The organism is Streptomyces sp. SAI-170, assembly GCF_049739565.1.
Lineage (GTDB): Bacteria > Actinomycetota > Actinomycetes > Streptomycetales > Streptomycetaceae > Streptomyces.
This window is the reverse complement of the sequence record NZ_JBMGQD010000001.1, coordinates 1,908,447-1,925,788: the sequence shown is the minus strand read 5'-3', so window position 1 is coordinate 1,925,788 and position 17,342 is coordinate 1,908,447. Positions and strand designations below refer to the sequence as shown.

Below are 17,342 nucleotides of genomic sequence, written 5' to 3'. Positions count from 1 at the left end.
TGAAGGATTTCACAAAGTCGTGGGAGCCGCGCCCCCTTCCGGTTCAGCTCATCCGCAGCGCCAGGAAGAAGTCCAGCTTGTCCTCGAGCCTGGACAGGTCACGGCTCGTCAACTGCTCGATCCGGCCGACGCGGTAGCGCAGCGTGTTGACGTGCAGGTGGAGCCGGGAGGCACAGCGGGTCCAGGAGCCGTCGCACTCCAGGAACGCCTCCAGGGTGGGGATCAGCTCGGCGCGGTGCCGCTGGTCGTAGTCGCGCAGCGGGTCCAGCAGCCGTGCGGTGAAGGCCCTGCGGACGTCGTCGGGGACGAACGGCAGCAGCAGCACGTGCGAGGCCAGCTCCTGGTGGCCGGCCGCGCACACCAGGCCCGGCCGGGCCGCCGCCACACGCCGCGCGTGCCGCGCCTCCTCCAGCGCGCCGCGCAGCCCCTCCGCCGAGTGCACGGCCGCGCTCACGCCCAGCGTGACCCGCCCGTCGCCGTCCAGGCCGGCCGCCAGTGGCTCCCGTACGGCCGTGAGCAGGGTGTCGGCGACGATGCCGGTGTCGGAGCCGTCGTGCTCGCCGCCGACCGCCGGGAGCGGCACCAGCGCGATCGCCTCGTCACCGCTGTGCGCGACGGCGATCCGGTCGGAGGGCTCCGGGCCGGTGCTCTGCGGGTCGACCAGGATCTCCTCCAGCAGCGACTGGGCGACGGGGCCGCCCTCCAGCCGGCTGTCCGCCCACTCCACCCGGGCGACGACCACCTGCCAGTGCGGGGCCGCGCCGAGTCCGGGCAGCAGCACCGGCGCCGCGACCCTGAGCCGGGCCGCGACCTCGGCGGGTGCCGCGCCCGTCTGCACCAGCTCCAGCACCTCCTGCGCGAGCCGGCGGCGGACCGTGCGGGAGGCGTCCCTGCGGTCGCGCTCGACCGCGATCAGCTGCGTCACCCCGTGCACCAGGTCCAGCCGTTCCTCCGGCCAGTCCCCGGCATCGGCCTCGACGGCCAGCAGCCAGTCCGACAGCACGCTCTCGCGCACGTCCCGCGTGCCCTGCGGCGCCCGCGCGGCCCCGGCCGCCGGCCCGCGGTGCCCCCAGCTGCGGATCGGGAACAGGCTGTACGTCGTCGAGCCGACCAGCACCCGGTGCGGACCGCGCCGCCCGGTGCGTACGGCCGCCAGGTGCTCGCCCGCCAGCTTTGCGCACACCTCCACCGGCAGCGCCGGGCCCGCGACCTTCGGGCCGGCGATCAGCCGGCCGGCCGGGGACAGCACCCAGGCGCGCAGATCGAGGTCCGAGCCCAGCAGGTCCAGGACCACGTCCGGGCCGCCGCCCGCCGGGCCCGAGGTCATCATCCGCCGGTGCCGGTCCACGACCGCCGCCAGGTCCCCGGCGCGCTCGCCGCTGACCTGGCGCACGACATGCTCGGTGATCGTCGCGAACGCCACCGACTCGTGCACCGCGAACAGCGGCAGCCGGTGCCGTGCGCAGGCGGCGACCAGGTCGTCCGGGATGTCCCCCAGCTCGGCCTCACCGGCCGCCAGCGCGGCCACACCGGCCTGCGACAGGATCCGTACGAACGGCTCGGAGTCGGCGGCGTCCCGGCGCCAGGCCAGTCCCGTCAGGACCAGCTCGCCCCCCGACAGATAGCGGCTGGGGTCCCGCAGGTCGGTCGTCATCACCCCGCGCACGGTGCGGTCCAGCTCGTCCTCGCCGCCGAGCAGCCTGAGGCCCAGCGCGTCGGTGTCCAGCAGTGCGCGCAGCCGCATTCTCGTCGCCGCCGTTCTTTGTCTCGAAAACTACGATGAATCTTGATGGGCCGGACCGGAGAGGCCCGGCCGGCGGGCGGACATTCCGCCCCTGGCCGTCGCCGGACCGTCGGTCCGGGCCGTGTCCCAGGTCACGCGGGCTGTGTCTCACGTTTCCACAGGAGAACCGGGAGGTTACTGATGACCCCCGTTCATACGAATCTACAAGATGACCACCCTGGCCAGCCAACTCCTTCATGGTTTCGGTGACTGACCCCACCGGAGTACCGCGCTGTGTACTGGCTCCACTTCGCGTTAACAGGAGATGAACGAGCCGGGACCGCCACACACGGATTGGCTCAATCCGCACCACCGAGCACCGCAACGAAGAAGAGAGCCGGTCATGGACTTCCTTCGCCCCGCCAGCTGGGAGGAGGCGCTCGCCGCCAAGGCAGCGCACCCCACGGCTGTGCCGATCGCTGGTGGCACCGACGTGATGGTCGAGATCAACTTCGACCACCGGCGGCCCGAGTACCTCCTGGACCTGGGCCGCATCGGCGACCTCTCCGAGTGGGAGGTCGGTGAGGAGAGCGTCCGCCTGGGGGCCTCCGTCCCGTACACCGGCATCATGGAGAACCTCCGTGCCGAGCTGCCGGGCCTCGCGCTCGCCTCGCACACGGTGGCCTCCCCGCAGATCCGCAACCGCGGTGGTGTCGGCGGCAACCTCGGTACGGCCTCCCCGGCCGGTGACGCGCACCCCGCCCTGCTGGCGGCCGGCGCCGAGGTCGAGGTGGAGTCCGCCGCCCGCGGCACCCGGCTCATCCCGATCGACGCGTTCTACACCGGCGTCAAGCGCAACGCACTCCAGCCTGACGAGCTGATCCGCGCCGTCCACATCAAGAAGGCCGACGGCCCCCAGCAGTTCTCCAAGGTCGGCACCCGCAACGCCATGGTCATCGCCGTGTGCGCCTTCGGTCTCGCCCTGCACCCCTCCACGCGCACCGTGCGCACCGGCATCGGCTCCGCCGCCCCGACCCCCGTCCGGGCGAAGGCCGCCGAGGAGTTCCTGAACGCGGCGCTCGAAGAGGGCGGCTTCTGGGACAGCGGAAAGATCATCACCCCGTCGGTCGCCAAGCAGTTCGCCCAGCTGTGCTCCGGCGCCTGCAACCCGATCGACGACGTCCGGGGCACCGCGAGCTACCGCCGCCACGCGGTCGGCGTCATGGCCCGCCGGACGCTCACCTGGACCTGGGAGTCGTACCGCGGCACCCGCCGCGCCTCGGAGGGAGCTGCGTGATGCGCGTCAACTTCACCGTCAACGGTCGCCGGCAGCAGGCCGACGACGTCTGGGAGGGCGAGTCCCTGCTGTACGTCCTGCGCGAGCGCCTCGGCCTGCCCGGCTCGAAGAACGCCTGTGAGCAGGGCGAGTGCGGCTCCTGCACGGTCCGCCTCGACGGCGTGCCGGTCTGCTCCTGCCTGGTCGCGGCAGGCCAGGTCGAGGGCCGCGAGGTCGTCACCGTCGAGGGCCTGGCGGACTACGCCAAGCAGCGCTCCTGCGGTACGGGCACCTGCGGCACCTCCCTCGACGAGGCCGAGCAGTGGGAGGCCAGGCCCGCCTCCGACTCGCAGACCGGCGAGGGCGAGGAGCTCTCCCCGATCCAGCAGGCGTTCATCGACGCCGGCGCCGTCCAGTGCGGCTTCTGCACCCCCGGCCTGCTCGTCGCCGCCGACGAGATGCTGGAGCGCAACCCCAACCCGACCGACGCGGACATCCGCGAGGCCCTGTCGGGCAACCTGTGCCGCTGCACGGGCTACGAGAAGATCATGGACGCGGTCCGCCTCGCGGCCGCCCGGCAGGGAGAGGCGGTCTGACCATGGCTTCCCCCAGCGGAACCCCCACCAAGATCACCCAGGGGTCGCAGACCAAGGGCGGCGTCGGCGAGTCCACGCTCCGCCCCGACGGCACCCTCAAGGTCACCGGCGAGTTCGCGTACTCGTCCGACATGTGGCACGAGGACATGCTCTGGGGCCAGATCCTGCGCTCCACCGTCGCCCACGCCGAGATCGTGTCCATCGACACGAGCGAGGCCCTCGCGACGCCCGGCGTGTACGCCGTCATGACGTACGACGACCTGCCCACCGACGTGAAGAACTACGGCCTGGAGATCCGGGACACCCCGGTCCTCGCGCACGGCAAGGTACGCCACCACGGCGAGCCGGTCGCGATCGTCGCCGCCGACCACCCGGAGACGGCCCGCCGCGCCGCCGCGAAGATCCACGTCGAGTACCGCGAGCTGCCCGTCATCACCGACGAGGCCTCCGCAACCGCGCCCGACGCGATCCTGATCCACGAGAACCGCGACGACCACCACGCCGGTCACGTCCCGCACCCGAACATCGTGCACCGCCAGCCGATCGTCCGCGGCGACGTGGCGGCGGCCCGGAAACGCGCCGATGTGATCGTCGAGGGCGAGTACACCTTCGGCATGCAGGACCAGGCCTTCCTCGGCCCCGAGTCCGGCCTCGCCGTGCCCGAGGAGGACGGCGGCGTCCACCTCTACATCGCCACCCAGTGGCTGCACTCCGACCTGCGCCAGATCGCGCCCGTCCTCGGCCTGCCCGAGAAGAAGGTGCGGATGACGCTGTCCGGCGTCGGCGGCGCGTTCGGCGGCCGCGAGGACCTGTCGATGCAGATCCACGCCTGCCTGCTCGCGCTGCGCACCGGCAAGCCGGTGAAGATCGTCTACAACCGCTTCGAGTCCTTCTTCGGGCATGTGCACCGCCACCCGGCGAAGCTCCACTACGAGCACGGCGCCACCAAGGACGGCAAGCTCACCCACATGAAGTGCCGGATCGTCCTGGACGGCGGCGCCTACGCCTCCGCCTCCCCGGCCGTCGTCGGCAACGCCTCGTCCCTGTCGGTCGGCCCGTACGTCGTCGACGACGTCGACATCGAGGCCATCGCCCTCTACACCAACAACCCGCCCTGCGGCGCGATGCGCGGCTTCGGCGCGGTCCAGGCGTGCTTCGCCTACGAGGCCCAGATGGACAAGCTCGCGAAGAAGCTGGGCATGGACCCGGTGGAGTTCCGGCAGCTCAACGCCATGGAGCAGGGCACCCTCATGCCGACCGGCCAGCCGGTCGACTCGCCCGCCCCGGTCGCCGAACTGCTGCGCCGCGTCAAGGCGATGCCGCTGCCGCCCGAGCGTCAGTGGGAGTCCAGCGAGGGCGCGGACGTACGGCAGCTGCCGGGCGGTCTGTCCAACACCACGCACGGCGAGGGTGTCGTGCGGGGCGTCGGCTACGCGGTCGGCATCAAGAACGTCGGCTTCTCCGAGGGCTTCGACGACTACTCCACCGCCAAGGTGCGCATGGAGGTCGTGGGCGGCGAGCCCGTGGCCACCGTGCACACCGCGATGGCGGAGGTCGGCCAGGGCGGCGTCACCGTCCACGCCCAGATCGCCCGCACGGAGCTGGGCGTCGCCCAGGTGACCATCCACCCCGCCGACACCCAGGTCGGCTCGGCCGGTTCGACGTCCGCGTCCCGTCAGACGTACGTCACCGGCGGCGCCGTGAAGAACTCCTGCGAGCTGGTCCGCGAGAAGGTCCTGGAGATCGGCCGCCGCAAGTTCGGCTCCTACCACCCCGCATGGGCGACGGCCGAACTCCTCCTGGAGGGCGGCAAGGTCGTCACCGACGGCGGCGAGGTCCTCGCCGACCTGGTCGACGTACTCGAAGGCGAGGCCGTGGAGGTCGAGGCGGAGTGGCGGCACCGGCCGACCGAGGCCTTCGACCTGCGCACCGGCCAGGGCAACGGCCACGTCCAGTACTCCTTCGCCGCACACCGCGCGGTCGTCGAGGTGGACACCGAGCTCGGCCTGGTCAAGGTCATCGAGCTGGCCTGCGCCCAGGACGTCGGCAAGGCCCTCAACCCGCTGTCCGTCCTCGGCCAGATCCAGGGCGGCACCACCCAGGGCCTGGGAGTCGCGGTGATGGAGGAGATCATCGTCGACCCGAAGACGGCGAAGGTCAGGAACCCCTCCTTCACGGACTACCTGATCCCCACCATCCTCGACACGCCGACCATCCCGGTCGACGTGCTCGAACTCGCCGACGACCACGCCCCGTACGGGCTGCGCGGCGTCGGTGAGGCACCCACCCTGTCCTCGACGCCGGCCGTTCTCGCGGCCATCCGCGACGCGACGGGGCTGGAGCTCAACCGCACGCCGGTACGTCCGGAGCATCTGACCGGCACCGCGTGATCAGGCCCTCCGGGCGGCGCACGGAACGTCACAGGCTCCCGCGCCGCCCGGAGTACTCCGGAGCCGCACCGCTCGCGGCACCCCGGAAAACAGACTGGAATCGTTCGCCTCGGGCCGTCCCCCGGGTCGTGCGGCCGAAGCACCTTCCCAAATCCCGCTGCCGCAAGGGCGGTTGTCCGGGTGCCCCTTTGAACCTTGGGAGTAGGCCCACATGACCCAGCAGTCACTGGAGCCGAAGACCGTCGCGGAGGACGCGGGTGCTGGTACCCGCCTCCCTGCCGGACGCTCTTGGCTCGACCGGTACTTCCACATATCCAAGCGTCAGTCCACCATCGCGCGTGAAGTGCGCGGCGGCGTCACCACCTTCATGGCGATGGCGTACATCCTGCTGCTCAACCCCCTGATCCTGTCCGGCGAGGACGCCTCGGGGGACATCCTCAGCCAGAAGGCGCTGATCACCGCGACCGCGTTCGCGGCGGCGCTGACCACGCTGCTGATGGGCTTCGTCGGCAAGGTGCCTCTGGCCCTGGCCGCGGGCCTCTCCGTCTCCGGAGTCCTCGCCTCGCAGGTCGCGCCCGCGATGACCTGGCCGCAGGCCATGGGCATGTGCGTGATGTACGGCGTGGTCATCATGCTGCTGGTCGTCACCGGCCTGCGCGAGATGATCATGAACGCGATCCCGCTCGCCCTCAAGCACGCGATCACCATGGGCATCGGCCTGTTCGTCGCCCTGATCGGCCTGGTGAAGGCCGGCTTCGTGCACGAGAACCCCGCGCCCGGCGGCGGCCCGGTGGTGCTCGGCCCGGCCGGTGAACTCGCCGGCTGGCCGGTGCTGCTGTTCGCGGCCACCCTGCTCGCCATCTTCATGCTCCAGGCGAGAGGCGTCCCCGGCGCCATCCTCATCGGCATCGTCGGCGGCACGCTGATCGCCGTGATCCTCAACGCCGCCGGCGTCGTCGACCCCAAGCAGTGGGCGTCCGGGGCACCCGAACTGCACGGCAGCGCGGTGTCGATGCCCGACTTCTCGATCTTCGGCGACGTCGAGTTCGGCGGCTGGGGCGAGGTCGGCGCGATGACCGTCGGCATGATCGTCTTCACCCTGGTGCTGGCCGGCTTCTTCGACGCGATGGCCACCATCATCGGCGTCGGCACCGAGGCCAAGCTCGCCGACGAGCAGGGCCGGATGCCGGGCCTGTCCAAGGCGCTGTTCATCGACGGCGCGGGCGGCGCGATCGGCGGCGTCTCCGGCGCCTCCGGCCAGACCGTCTTCGTCGAGTCGGCCACCGGTGTCGGCGAGGGCGCCCGCACGGGCCTCGCGTCGGTCGTCACCGGCCTGTTCTTCGCGGCCTGTCTGTTCTTCACCCCGCTCACCGCGATCGTGCCCGGCGAGGTCGCGGCCGCGGCCCTGGTGGTCATCGGCGCGATGATGATGATGAACGCCCGGCACGTGGACTGGTCCGACCGGGCCACCGCGATCCCGGTGTTCCTGACGGTCGTGCTGATGCCCTTCACCTACACCATCACCACGGGTGTGGCCGCCGGCGTCATCGCCTACGTCGCCATCAAGATCGCCCAGGGCAAGGCCCGCGAGATCGGCGCATTCATGTGGGGCCTGACCGCGATCTTCCTGGTGTACTTCGCCCTGAACCCGATCGAGGGCTGGCTGGGCGTCCACTAGCAGCAGGGCGGTCCGAGCGCCCCACTCGCCCGGACGGCTCCCGCGCCCTTCGCACCACCGCTGTTTAGGAGACCGACATGCTGGACATCGCCGAGGAGCTGAACCGGTGGGTCGAGCAGGGCCGTGACTTCGCCGTCGCCACCGTGGTGGCCGTCGGTGGAAGCGCCCCCCGCCGGCCCGGTGCCGCCCTCGCGGTGGACGCCGGCGGCACGGTGATCGGCTCGGTGTCCGGCGGTTGTGTGGAGGGCGCGGTGTACGAGCTGTGCCGCCAGGCCCTCCAGGACGGCGAGTCCGTCCTGGAGCGCTTCGGCTACAGCGACGACGACGCCTTCGCCGTGGGTCTGACCTGCGGCGGCGTCATCGACATCCTGGTCACCCCGGTCCGGACGAGGGACGCCGTCCGGCCGGTGGTCGCGGCCGCGCTCACCGCCGCCGCCCGAGGGGAGGCGGCGGCGGTGGCGCGGATCGTGTCCGGGCCCACGGACCTCACGGGCCGGGCCCTGCTGGTCCGTCCCGACGGCTCCTGGGACGGCGGCTTCGGCGGCCATCCCGAACTGGACCGCACGGTCGCGGCCGAGGCGGGCGCCTTCCTCGACGCCGGTCGCACCGGCACCCTGGAGATCGGAGAGCAGGGCTCTCGCTGCGGAGCACCGCTCACGCTGCTGATCGAGTCCAGTGTCCCCGCCCCCCGCATGATCGTCTTCGGCGCGATCGACTTCGCCGCCGCGCTGGTCCGCGTCGGCAAGTTCCTCGGCTACCACGTCACGGTGTGCGACGCCCGGCCCGTCTTCGCCACCCGCGCCCGCTTCCCCGAGGCCGACGAGATCGTCGTCGAGTGGCCCCACAGGTACCTGGAGAGCACACAGGTCGACGGCCGGACCGTCCTGTGCGTCCTCACCCACGACGCCAAGTTCGACGTGCCCCTGCTGAAGCTCGCGCTGCGGCTGCCGGCGGCGTACGTCGGCGCCATGGGCTCGCGCCGCACCCACCTCGACCGCAACGAGCGGCTGCGCGAGGTCGGCGTCACCGAGCTCGAACTGGCCCGCCTGCGCTCCCCGATCGGCCTCGACCTGGGCGCCCGTACGCCCGAGGAGACCGCCCTGTCCATCGGCGCGGAGATCGTCGCGGCCCGGCGCGGCGGCAGCGGGGCCTCGCTGACCGGGGCGCACACGCCGATCCACCACGACGGGGCCTCGGCGCCGACGGGGACCATCGGATCGGTGGCCTGACGCCCGATCAGGGCTTGCGGAGCAGCGCGTTCATCGCGCGGCCGAACACCGCCCGCGCCGCCGCCCCCAGCAGCGGGTCGAAGACCCCCGGCAGAAACCGCACACCCAGCTCCTCCCGCCACACCACGCGCGTGCGCCCGCCGGGCTCCGGCAGCACCTCCAGCTCTGCCCGGCCCAGCACCACCCGGCCGCGCTTCTCCAGCCGGCACCGCCCCGGCGAGCCGTCCACAGGAGGCCGCCACACGGTGACCTCCATACGGTCGTCGAAGGCGAGCGGTCCGAGGCCGGAGCGGGCCACGACGAGCGTGCCCTCCCGGGTGGGCGGGCCCGGCGTCACGGTGACGCGGGTCAGCGGCACCACGTCGCCGTGCCGGGGCCAGTCGGTGATCCGCCGCCACGCCTCGTCGAGGGGGAGCGGGACCGTACGCTGCAGCTGGAAGAGGACCACGCCACGATCCTAGGGACCCTCAGCGGTACACCTTGCCCGGCTCCGCCTTCCCAGGGGCCAGGAGTTGGGGGACCGTCACGAAGACGTAGCCGCGCTCCTTGAGCGCCTTGATGATGCCGGGCACGGCCGGCACGGTCCCGTCGTAGAGGTCGTGCAGCAGGATGATGCCGTCCCGGGAGGCCTGGTCCAGGACGCGCTGCCGGATGAGTGCCGGGTCCTTCGTCTTGTAGTCCTTGGCCGTCACGCTCCACAGGACCTCCGACATGCCGAGCTCGCGGCAGATCTCGTGGACGGTGTCGTCGGTGCGGCCCTGCGGCGGGCGCATCAGGGTGGGGGTGCGCCCGGTGAGGCGCCGTATCTCCTCGTTGGGGCGCCGGAGCTCCTCGCGTATCTCGTCGGGCCGCAGGTCGGTGAGGATCTTGTGGTCCCAGGTGTGGCTGGCTATCTCGTGCCCCTCGTCGGCCATCCGGCGCACCAGCTCGGGATAGGTGTCGATGTGCCGCTTGCCCAGCAGGAAGAAGGTCGCCGGGACCCGCTCACGCTTCAGGATGTCCAGCAGCCGCGGGGAGTTCTCGCTGGGCCCGGCGTCGAAGGTCAGCGCGATGCACTTGGCCTTGCGGCAGTCCACGGTCCCGAACCGCGCGGGCGCACCGGCGGCGGCCTCCGCGCGCACGGAACTCGGCGCGGTGGTCTCCAGGCGGGTGCAGCCTGTCAGCGCGAGCGTCACACAGGCGGCCACCGCACCGAGGGCGGCGGCACGGAACCCGGCCCCCGTTTTCGTCGTCTTCCGGGTCGGAAGCTTCTTGGTCAGAGAAGGCATGCGGGGACTATACACGGCGTGTATATAGGCAGTGTATAGCGGTCCTGCCTGGGCTTTCTCACTTCTTCCGGATCGCCACGCTGGCCGCGTTGGCCCCCACCACTGCGCCGATGCCCGCCCATTCGGCCACCCCGAGCCGCTGTCCGAGGACGACCAGCCCGACCAGTGCGGCGAGCACCGGATTGACGCTCATGAACAGCCCGAAGGCCTGGGCCGGCACCCGCCGCAGCGTGACCAGATCCGCGAGATACGGCACCGCCGACGACAGCACCCCCGCCGCCACGGCGTACCCGAGCGCCCCCACGGTCGGCGGACGCACGACCGCGACGGCCACCCCGACCGGCAGGAACAGCCCCGCCGACACCACGGCCGCGGCCGCCGCACCCCGGGCACCCGGTATGCGCTCCCCGATCGTCCGGTTCAGCAGGATGTACGACGCCCAGCACGCGGCCGCCAGCAGGCCCAGGCCCATGCCGAGGAAGTCGGCCGACGGCCGGGGCCGCATCAGCGTGACGACCCCCGCCGCGGCGACGAGCGCACAGCAGGCGTCCAGGCGACGGCGCGCCCCGGCCAGCGCCAGGGTGAGCGGCCCGACGAACTCCAGCGTCACCGCGAGCCCCAGACCGACCCGGTCCACGGCGGTGTACAGCGACAGGTTCATCGTCCCGAAGACCAGCGCGAGCAGCAGCACGGGCCGCCACTGCCGGCCGGTCAGCGAGCGCAGCCCCGGCCGCGCGACGGCCGACAGCACGGCCGCGGCGACGTACTGCCGCACCGCCACCACACCGACGGGCCCGATGACCGGGAACGCCAGCGCACCGAGCGCGGCACCGGTCTGGTTGGACAGGCCGCTGCCGAGCATGGTGGCGACACCGAGGAGGCGCACGCGGGGTGCCGGGGCGACGGACGGGGCTGTCGGGTCCGCGGCGGATGCGGAGGTGGCTGCCGCCGCGGTCGCAGCCGCGGGGCGTTCGGGGGCCGTTGACATGCTCAGAGCGTGCGCCCCGCCCAGGGATGCGCAAAATGCAAGGACCGGCCGATCTATACGCTGGCGTCATGGATGTGGAGCTGCGTCATCTGCGCTGCCTCGTCGCGATCGCCGACGAAGGCACCTTCACCGACGCCGCCCACGCCCTCGGCGTCTCGCAGGCGGCCGTCTCCCGCACCCTCGCCGCGCTGGAGGACGCCCTCGGCGCCCGGCTGCTGCGGCGCACCTCCCGCTCGGTGACGCCCACCGGCACGGGATCGCGCGTCCTGGCCCATGCCCGGCGGGTCCTGGCCGAGGTGGACGACCTGGTCCGGGAGGCGGCCGAGGGCTCGCAGCGGCTGCGGGTCGGGTACGCCTGGGCCGCGCTCGGCCGCCACACCCTCGCCTTCCAGCGCCGCTGGGGCGCCGCGCACCCGGCGACGGAACTCCAGCTGGTCCGGGTCAACTCCGCCACCGCCGGACTCGCCGAGGGCAGCAGCGACCTCGCGGTGGTGCGCCGCCCGGTGGACGACCGCCGCTTCGACAGCGCGATCGTCGGCCTGGAGCGCCGGCTGTGCGCCCTGGCCGCCGACGACCCGCTGGCCCGGCGCCGCTCGGTCCGGCTCGCCGACCTCAGCGGCCGCACCCTCCTCGTCGACCGCCGTACGGGCACGACCACGCCCGAGCTGTGGCCGCCGGAGTCCCGCCCGGCGACCGAGGACATCCATGACGTGGACGACTGGCTCACCGTCATCGCAGGCGGCCGCCGCGTCGGCATGACCGCCGAGTCCACCGCGCACCAGTACCGGCGCCCGGGCGTGGTCTACCGCCCGGTCCGCGACGCCGCCCCGGTCGCCGTCCGTCTCGCCTGGTGGCGCGACGAACCGCATCCCGCGACCCGGGCGGCCATCGCCCTGCTCACCGAGCTGTACCGGGCCTGATCACGAGCGACGGAGGGTGTCGGCCGGGCCGTTTCCTCTTGTTTTCCGGTTGTTTGCCCGGCCCCTTGATCGCCGTCCAGGGTGACTTCACAAAGTAGTCGGACCGTCCTTGTCGCCACCTTCCGGGCATGTCCTAATCGGCATTTCCGGCGCCGAGAACCCCGAGAGGAACGGCAAGCGATGACCACTGAGCGGACGAAACCACTGGCCGGCAAGAGCGCGATCGTGACCGGTGGGTCCCGGGGGATCGGCCGGGCGATCGTGCGGCGGCTGGCCGCCGACGGCGCGGCGGTGATGTTCAGCTACGGCCGCGACGAGGCGGCCGCGCGGGAGACCTTAGCCGAAGTCACCGCCGAGGGCGGGACCGTGTGGGCCGAGCGGATCGAACTGACCGACCTGGACCAGATCGAGCGGCTGTTCCTCGCCGCGGACAAGCATTTCGACGCCCGGCTCGACATCCTTGTCAACAACGCCGGCACGTTCACCCGCACGCCGATCGGGGAGACCGCCGAGGCGGACTTCGACCGGCAGATGGCCGTCAACGCCAAGGCGCCGTTCTTCGCCATCCAGCACGCCGCGAGCCGGATGACCGGCGGCGGACGGATCGTCAACGTCTCCACGGTCACCACCCGCTGGCCGCGCCTCCAGGAGGCCGTGTACGCCGCCAGCAAGGCCGCCCTCGAACAGTTCACCTGGATCGCCACCCGCGAGCTGGGCGGACAGGGCATCACCGTCAACGTCGTCTCGCCGGGCCCGACCGACAGCGGCGACAAGGGCATGCTGCGCTCGGCCACCACGGACGAGATCCGCGCGGAGGTCGCCCGGCAGACCCCCCTGGGCGCCCTCGGCAGCACCGCCGACATCGCCGGGACGGTCGCCTTCCTGGTCGGCCCCGACGGCGGCTGGGTCACCGGCCAGAACATCCGCGTGGACGGCGGCCTCGTCTGGTGATCCCTGGCAGGCCCTAAGGCTGCTGTACGCCGCTCAGCTTGTCCGGGTTGAACTGGAAGCGCAGGTGCCGGATCAGACCGTCCGTCACGCCGAGGGAGACGGTGCCGACGGTCCGGCCGTTCAGGACGACGAGCAGCCCGGGTTCGGCGTTGACGACGGCCGGCTCCAGCGTGACCCCGGCGGACACCGGCTTGGCCAGCGCGCCGAGCAGCCAGCGCGCGACATGATCCGTGCCGTACAGGGGGCGGCGGGCGGCGGTGACCTTGCCGCCGCCGTCGGACCAGGCGACGACATCCGGGGCGAGCAGCTCCAGCACGGCGTTCAGGTCGCCGCCGGCGCAGGCCGCCCGGAACCGCGCGGTGATCTGGTGGTGCCGTACGGCGTCGGCGTCGTAGCGGGGGCGCCGGGCGTCCACGTGCTGCCGGGCCCGGCGGGCGATCTGCCGTACGGTCGGCTCGGGCCGCTCCAGGATCTCCGCGATCTCGGCGTGCGAGAAGGCGAACGCCTCACGCAGCACGAACACGGCCCGCTCCACCGGGGTCAGCGTCTCCAGCACCACCAGCAGCGCGGTCGACACGGTGTCGGCCAGCTCGGCGTCCTCGGCGACGTCCGGCGATGTCAGCAGCGGCTCCGGCAGCCAGGGCCCGACGTAGGCCTCGCGGGTGGCGCGGGCGGAGGTCAGCCGGTTGAGGGCGAGGTTGGTGACCGTGCGCACCAGATACGCGCGAGGGTGGTGCACACCGGCCCGGTCCGTGCCCTGCCAGGCGAGCCACGCATCCTGGAGGACGTCCTCGGCGTCGGCGACACTGCCGAGCATCCGGTACGCGGTGCCGAACAGCAGCCGCCGGTGCTCCGTGAAAGGGTCGTCGCCGAGGTCGGTCACGCGCTCCGTGTCGATCACCGGGCCATGCTCGCAGCGCCCGGTGCGGGGCCGCAACAGAGAACACACCGGGCGGTCGGCGGACCGTCTAGAGCCAGTCGCGCCGCTTGAAGATCACGTACAGGCTCACGCACACCACCGCCATCAGCAGGACCGCGAACGGGTAGCCCGCGATCCAGTGCAGCTCCGGCATGTGGTCGAAGTTCATGCCGTAGATCGTGCCGACCAGGGTGGGGGCGAAGAGGATGGCGGCCCAGGCGGAGATCTTCTTGAGTTCCTCGTTCTGCTCGAAGCCGGCCTCCGCCAACGCCCGCATCTCCGCGTTCTGTTGCTGGGTGACCAGGGTCGCGTTGACCGTGAGGATCTCGGTCAGGGCCTGGCGGAAGCCGTCGACGCGTTCGCTGGTGTGCGTGACGTGGTCGGCGACGTCGCGGAGATAGCGCTGGAGTTCGTCGTCCGTGCCGTACTTGGAGAAGCCGGCCATCAGGCCGTGCAGCATGCCGACCAGGGGGCGGGTGGCGCGCTGGAACTCGACCATCTCGCGCGAGAGTTCGTAGATGCGGCGGGAGACCTCCGGGTCGCCGCGGAAGACCTCCGTCTCGATCTCGTCGATGTCGTTCTGGACCCCGGCGACGACCGGCGCGTAGCCGTCGACGACCGCGTCCAGGATGGCGTACAGCACGGCCTCCGGGCCCAGCCGCAGCAGCTCCGGTGACGCCTCCATGCGGCTGCGGACCGCCGACAGGTCGGGGGCCGCCCCGTGCCGGACCGTGATCACGAAGTCGGGGCCCACGAAGACGTGCAGCTCGGCGAAGTCGATCTCCTCGGGGGCGTCGAGATAGCGGGTGGCGCGCAGGACGACGAAGAGCGTCTCGCCGTAGCGCTCCAGTTTCGGCCGCTGATGGGCCTCCAGCGCGTCCTCCACCGCCAGCGGGTGGAGGTCGAACTCCGCGGCGAGGGACAGCAGTTCGGGCTCGGTCGGACGGGCCAGGCCGATCCAGGCCATGCCCTCGGGCTGCTCGCGCAGCTCGCGGAAGGCCTCGGCCAGCGTGCCGGGGGAGGAGACCCGGACCCCGTCGCGGTACAGCGCCGCCTCCACCACGCTGCCGATCTCGGCGGGCTCCGCCGCGGCCTGCGGCTCCGGCGCGGGTCCCTTCGCAGCGAGCGGTGTACGGCCCCGGACGTACCTGCCGGGGCCCTTGGCGGCGGGACGTGGGCGTCGCTCTGCCATCGGTGCCTCTCCGGTCGGGCTGCGGATCACCGCGAGAATACCGTCGAGGACAGAAGTCGTCCGCAAGCCTCGATAGCGTTCCCCGCATGACGAAGACGACGTCCCCGGCCCCCCTGCTCGGCATCCGCGCGCTGAACCGCGCGACCCTGGACCGGCAGTTGCTGCTGCGCCGCGCGCCGCTGCAGGCCGCGGCAGCGGTGGAGCATCTGATCGGGTTGCAGGCGCAGAACGTCAGGCCGCCGTACTACGCGCTCGCCGCCCGCCTCGACGGCTTCGTGCCCGAGCGGCTCTCGGAGCTGATGGCCGAGCGCGCCGTCGTCCGCATGGTGACCATGCGCTCGACGATCCACACGCACACCGCCGCCGACGCGCTCGCCCTGCGTCCGCTCGTGCAGCCCGCCCGGGACCGGGAGATCGGCGTGTTCCGCAAGGGGCTCACCGGCGTCGACCTGGACCGGCTCGCCGCGCTCGCCCGTGAGTTCGTCGAGGCCGAGCCGCGGACCATGAAACAGCTGCGCGAGCATCTGCTCGCCGAGTGGCCGGACGCCGACCCGCAGGCCCTCGGGGTCGCAGCCCGCTGCAGCCTCCCGCTCGTCCAGGTCACCCCGCGCGGACTGTGGGGCCGCAGCGGGCAGGTCTCGCTCACCACCGCCGAGCACTGGCTCGGCCGCCCCGCCGGACCGGCCGCCGCCATCGACGACGTCGTCCTGCGCTACCTCGCCGCTTTCGGGCCCGCCTCCGTCAAGGACATGCAGACGTGGGCGGGGCTGACCCGGCTGCGGCCCGCCTTCGAACGGCTCCGGCCGCAACTCCTCACCTTCCAAGACGACAACGGCGTCGAACTCTTCGACCTCCCCGACGCCCCGCGCCCCGACCCGGACACCCCGGCCCCGCCGCGCTTCCTGCCCGAGTTCGACAACCTGCTGCTCTCCCACGCCGACCGCACCCGGGTGGTGCCGCCCGAGCACTGGGGCAGCACCTGGCAGGGGAACACGGTCCACTGCACGCTCCTCGTCGACGGCTTCCTCGCGGGCGTGTGGAAGCTCCTCGACGACACCCTCGTGATCCAGCCCTTCACCACCCTCACCAGGGCCCGGCGCGCCGAGGTCGAGCAGGAGGGGCGGCGCATGCTCGACACACTGCACGAGGGGACGTCGTACGACATCAGGTTCGGGACCGTCATCCGGTGACCGGACATGGATAGAGGGCGTTGCGGGCCGCTCGTGGAGGCCCGCAACGCCCCCTGGTTACTCACCTGAGGGATACTCAGGAGTCTTCTGGGTTCACGAGTTGACCTGTGCGGTCACGAGGCTGGAGAAGGTCGTCAGCCGGGTGTAGACACCCGGGTAGCCGGCCCTCGCGCAGCCCTCGCCCCAGGAAGTGATCCCTGCCAGGACGCCCCCGATGAGCAGGGGACCGCCGCTGTCGCCCTGGCAGGTGTCCACGCCGCCGGAGGTGTATCCGGCGCAGACCATCTCGCTCGCGACGTAGTCGGAGCCGTAGGAGCTGCCGCAACTGCTGTCGGACACGACCGGGACGGTCGCGGTCCGCAGCTGGTTGGAGGAGCTGCCGCTCTCCGAGGTCGTGCCCCAGCCGAGCACCCGGGCGGTGGTGCCGGCCGCGTACACGCCCGTCTGCGAAGAGGTGACGTACTTGGCGGTGGTGTACGGCATCGACGTCGACAGCGTCAGGACCGCCACGTCCTCGCCGTTGGTGGCGTCGGTGTAGTTCGGGTGGACCCAGATCCTGCTGACCCGGGCGACCGTGCCGTTGGTGCCGTTGAGGTAGGTGCGTCCGCCCACCACGCGGACCGAACCGGTGGTCTCGCCCACCATGCAGTGCGCGGCGGTGACGACCTTGGTGGGGGAGACCAGCGTGCCGCCGCAGAACTGGTTCTGGTAGGCGTCCGTGATCTGCATGACGAACGGATAGGCGGAGGTGGTGGTCGTGGTGCCGCCCACGATCGGGTTGGGGGCGGCGGAGGCGGTGGGGGCGCAGGTGAGGGCGGTGGCGGCGGCAGCGGTGCCGGCCGCGAGGGCTACGGCGGATCGTCTTGCACGGGTGAACCCGAACATGAGTCTCCTCAAGGATTGCCGGTGGGGGGTCGCGCGGGGTGGGGGGTGATGCACGGCGGCCTCGGGATCGGCCTCCGTGTGCCCGGCGAGCGGCACGCCTTTACGCTAGAGGCGGGCCCTGCCCCCTCCCAATGAGG

The 17,342-nt window shown here is 72.2% G+C and carries 15 protein-coding genes; 8 read left to right on the top strand and 7 right to left on the bottom strand.

Annotation, left to right across the window (positions count from 1 at the left end; genetic code table 11):
- Positions 1–43: 43 nt before the first annotated feature.
- Positions 44–1,744 carry a PucR family transcriptional regulator gene (locus RKD23_RS08795; protein WP_424853165.1) on the bottom strand — a complete coding sequence of 567 codons (1,701 nt, stop codon included), beginning with the start codon at positions 1,742–1,744 and terminating at the stop codon, positions 44–46.
- Positions 1,745–2,126: 382 nt separating this feature from the next.
- Between RKD23_RS08795 and RKD23_RS08790 the strand changes: the two genes are divergently transcribed.
- From RKD23_RS08790 to RKD23_RS08770, 5 genes are all read left to right on the top strand, one after another.
- Entirely contained in the window at positions 2,127–3,020 is an 894-nt protein-coding gene (locus RKD23_RS08790; protein WP_424853164.1) for an FAD binding domain-containing protein, read from the top strand.
- Positions 3,020–3,595 (top strand): (2Fe-2S)-binding protein, encoded by a 576-nt coding sequence (locus RKD23_RS08785; protein WP_424853163.1) that lies wholly within the window; start codon positions 3,020–3,022, stop codon positions 3,593–3,595. Before RKD23_RS08790 ends, RKD23_RS08785 begins: the two co-directional genes overlap by 1 nt.
- Positions 3,596–3,597: 2 nt before the next feature.
- The gene (locus tag RKD23_RS08780) at positions 3,598–5,985 is read left to right on the top strand and encodes a xanthine dehydrogenase family protein molybdopterin-binding subunit (RefSeq protein WP_424853162.1); all 2,388 of its coding nucleotides are present in this window, start codon (positions 3,598–3,600) and stop codon (positions 5,983–5,985) included.
- Between the two features lie 211 nt (positions 5,986–6,196).
- On the top strand, positions 6,197–7,663 hold the full coding sequence (locus RKD23_RS08775) for an NCS2 family permease (protein WP_424853161.1): 1,467 nt from the start codon (positions 6,197–6,199) through the stop codon (positions 7,661–7,663).
- Positions 7,664–7,740: 77 nt separating this feature from the next.
- On the top strand, positions 7,741–8,892 hold the full coding sequence (locus RKD23_RS08770; RefSeq protein ID WP_424853160.1) for an XdhC family protein: 1,152 nt from the start codon (positions 7,741–7,743) through the stop codon (positions 8,890–8,892).
- Between the two features lie 7 nt (positions 8,893–8,899).
- Here the strand turns inward: RKD23_RS08770 and RKD23_RS08765 are convergent, their stop codons facing one another.
- Genes RKD23_RS08765 through RKD23_RS08755 form a run of 3 tightly spaced genes read right to left on the bottom strand, consistent with a single transcriptional unit; the run spans position 8,900 to position 11,148 of the window.
- Positions 8,900–9,340 (bottom strand): SRPBCC family protein, encoded by a 441-nt coding sequence (locus tag RKD23_RS08765; RefSeq protein ID WP_424853159.1) that lies wholly within the window; start codon positions 9,338–9,340, stop codon positions 8,900–8,902.
- A gap of 19 nt (positions 9,341–9,359) precedes the next feature.
- Positions 9,360–10,160, bottom strand: a complete 801-nt coding sequence (locus RKD23_RS08760; RefSeq protein ID WP_424853158.1) for a polysaccharide deacetylase family protein — start codon at positions 10,158–10,160, stop codon at positions 9,360–9,362.
- A 58-nt stretch (positions 10,161–10,218) separates the two neighbouring features.
- Positions 10,219–11,148: an EamA family transporter gene (locus tag RKD23_RS08755; protein ID WP_424853157.1), complete on the bottom strand. Its 930-nt coding sequence runs from the start codon at positions 11,146–11,148 to the stop codon at positions 10,219–10,221.
- Between the two features lie 68 nt (positions 11,149–11,216).
- Between RKD23_RS08755 and RKD23_RS08750 the strand changes: the two genes are divergently transcribed.
- Both RKD23_RS08750 and RKD23_RS08745 read left to right on the top strand, forming a co-directional pair.
- Complete coding sequence (locus tag RKD23_RS08750) at positions 11,217–12,068, top strand: LysR family transcriptional regulator (protein WP_424853156.1); 852 nt, start codon at positions 11,217–11,219, stop codon at positions 12,066–12,068.
- A gap of 180 nt (positions 12,069–12,248) precedes the next feature.
- Positions 12,249–13,019, top strand: coding sequence for an SDR family oxidoreductase (locus RKD23_RS08745; protein WP_424853155.1), 771 nt, complete (start codon positions 12,249–12,251; stop codon positions 13,017–13,019).
- A gap of 13 nt (positions 13,020–13,032) precedes the next feature.
- On the opposite strand, the gene RKD23_RS08740 is transcribed toward RKD23_RS08745, so the two are convergent.
- On the bottom strand, positions 13,033–13,920 hold the full coding sequence (locus RKD23_RS08740) for an RNA polymerase sigma-70 factor (RefSeq protein WP_424853154.1): 888 nt from the start codon (positions 13,918–13,920) through the stop codon (positions 13,033–13,035).
- 67 nt (positions 13,921–13,987) lie between these two features.
- Positions 13,988–15,130, bottom strand: a complete 1,143-nt coding sequence (locus RKD23_RS08735) for a magnesium and cobalt transport protein CorA (protein WP_424853153.1) — start codon at positions 15,128–15,130, stop codon at positions 13,988–13,990.
- Between the two features lie 86 nt (positions 15,131–15,216).
- Here RKD23_RS08735 and RKD23_RS08730 point away from each other — a divergent pair, with 86 nt between their 5' ends.
- Positions 15,217–16,320: a winged helix DNA-binding domain-containing protein gene (locus tag RKD23_RS08730; protein ID WP_424853152.1), complete on the top strand. Its 1,104-nt coding sequence runs from the start codon at positions 15,217–15,219 to the stop codon at positions 16,318–16,320.
- A gap of 93 nt (positions 16,321–16,413) precedes the next feature.
- Here RKD23_RS08730 and RKD23_RS08725 read toward each other — a convergent pair whose 3' ends face one another.
- On the bottom strand, positions 16,414–17,205 hold the full coding sequence (locus RKD23_RS08725) for a S1 family peptidase (protein WP_424853151.1): 792 nt from the start codon (positions 17,203–17,205) through the stop codon (positions 16,414–16,416).
- Between the last annotated feature and the right edge of the window lie 137 nt (positions 17,206–17,342).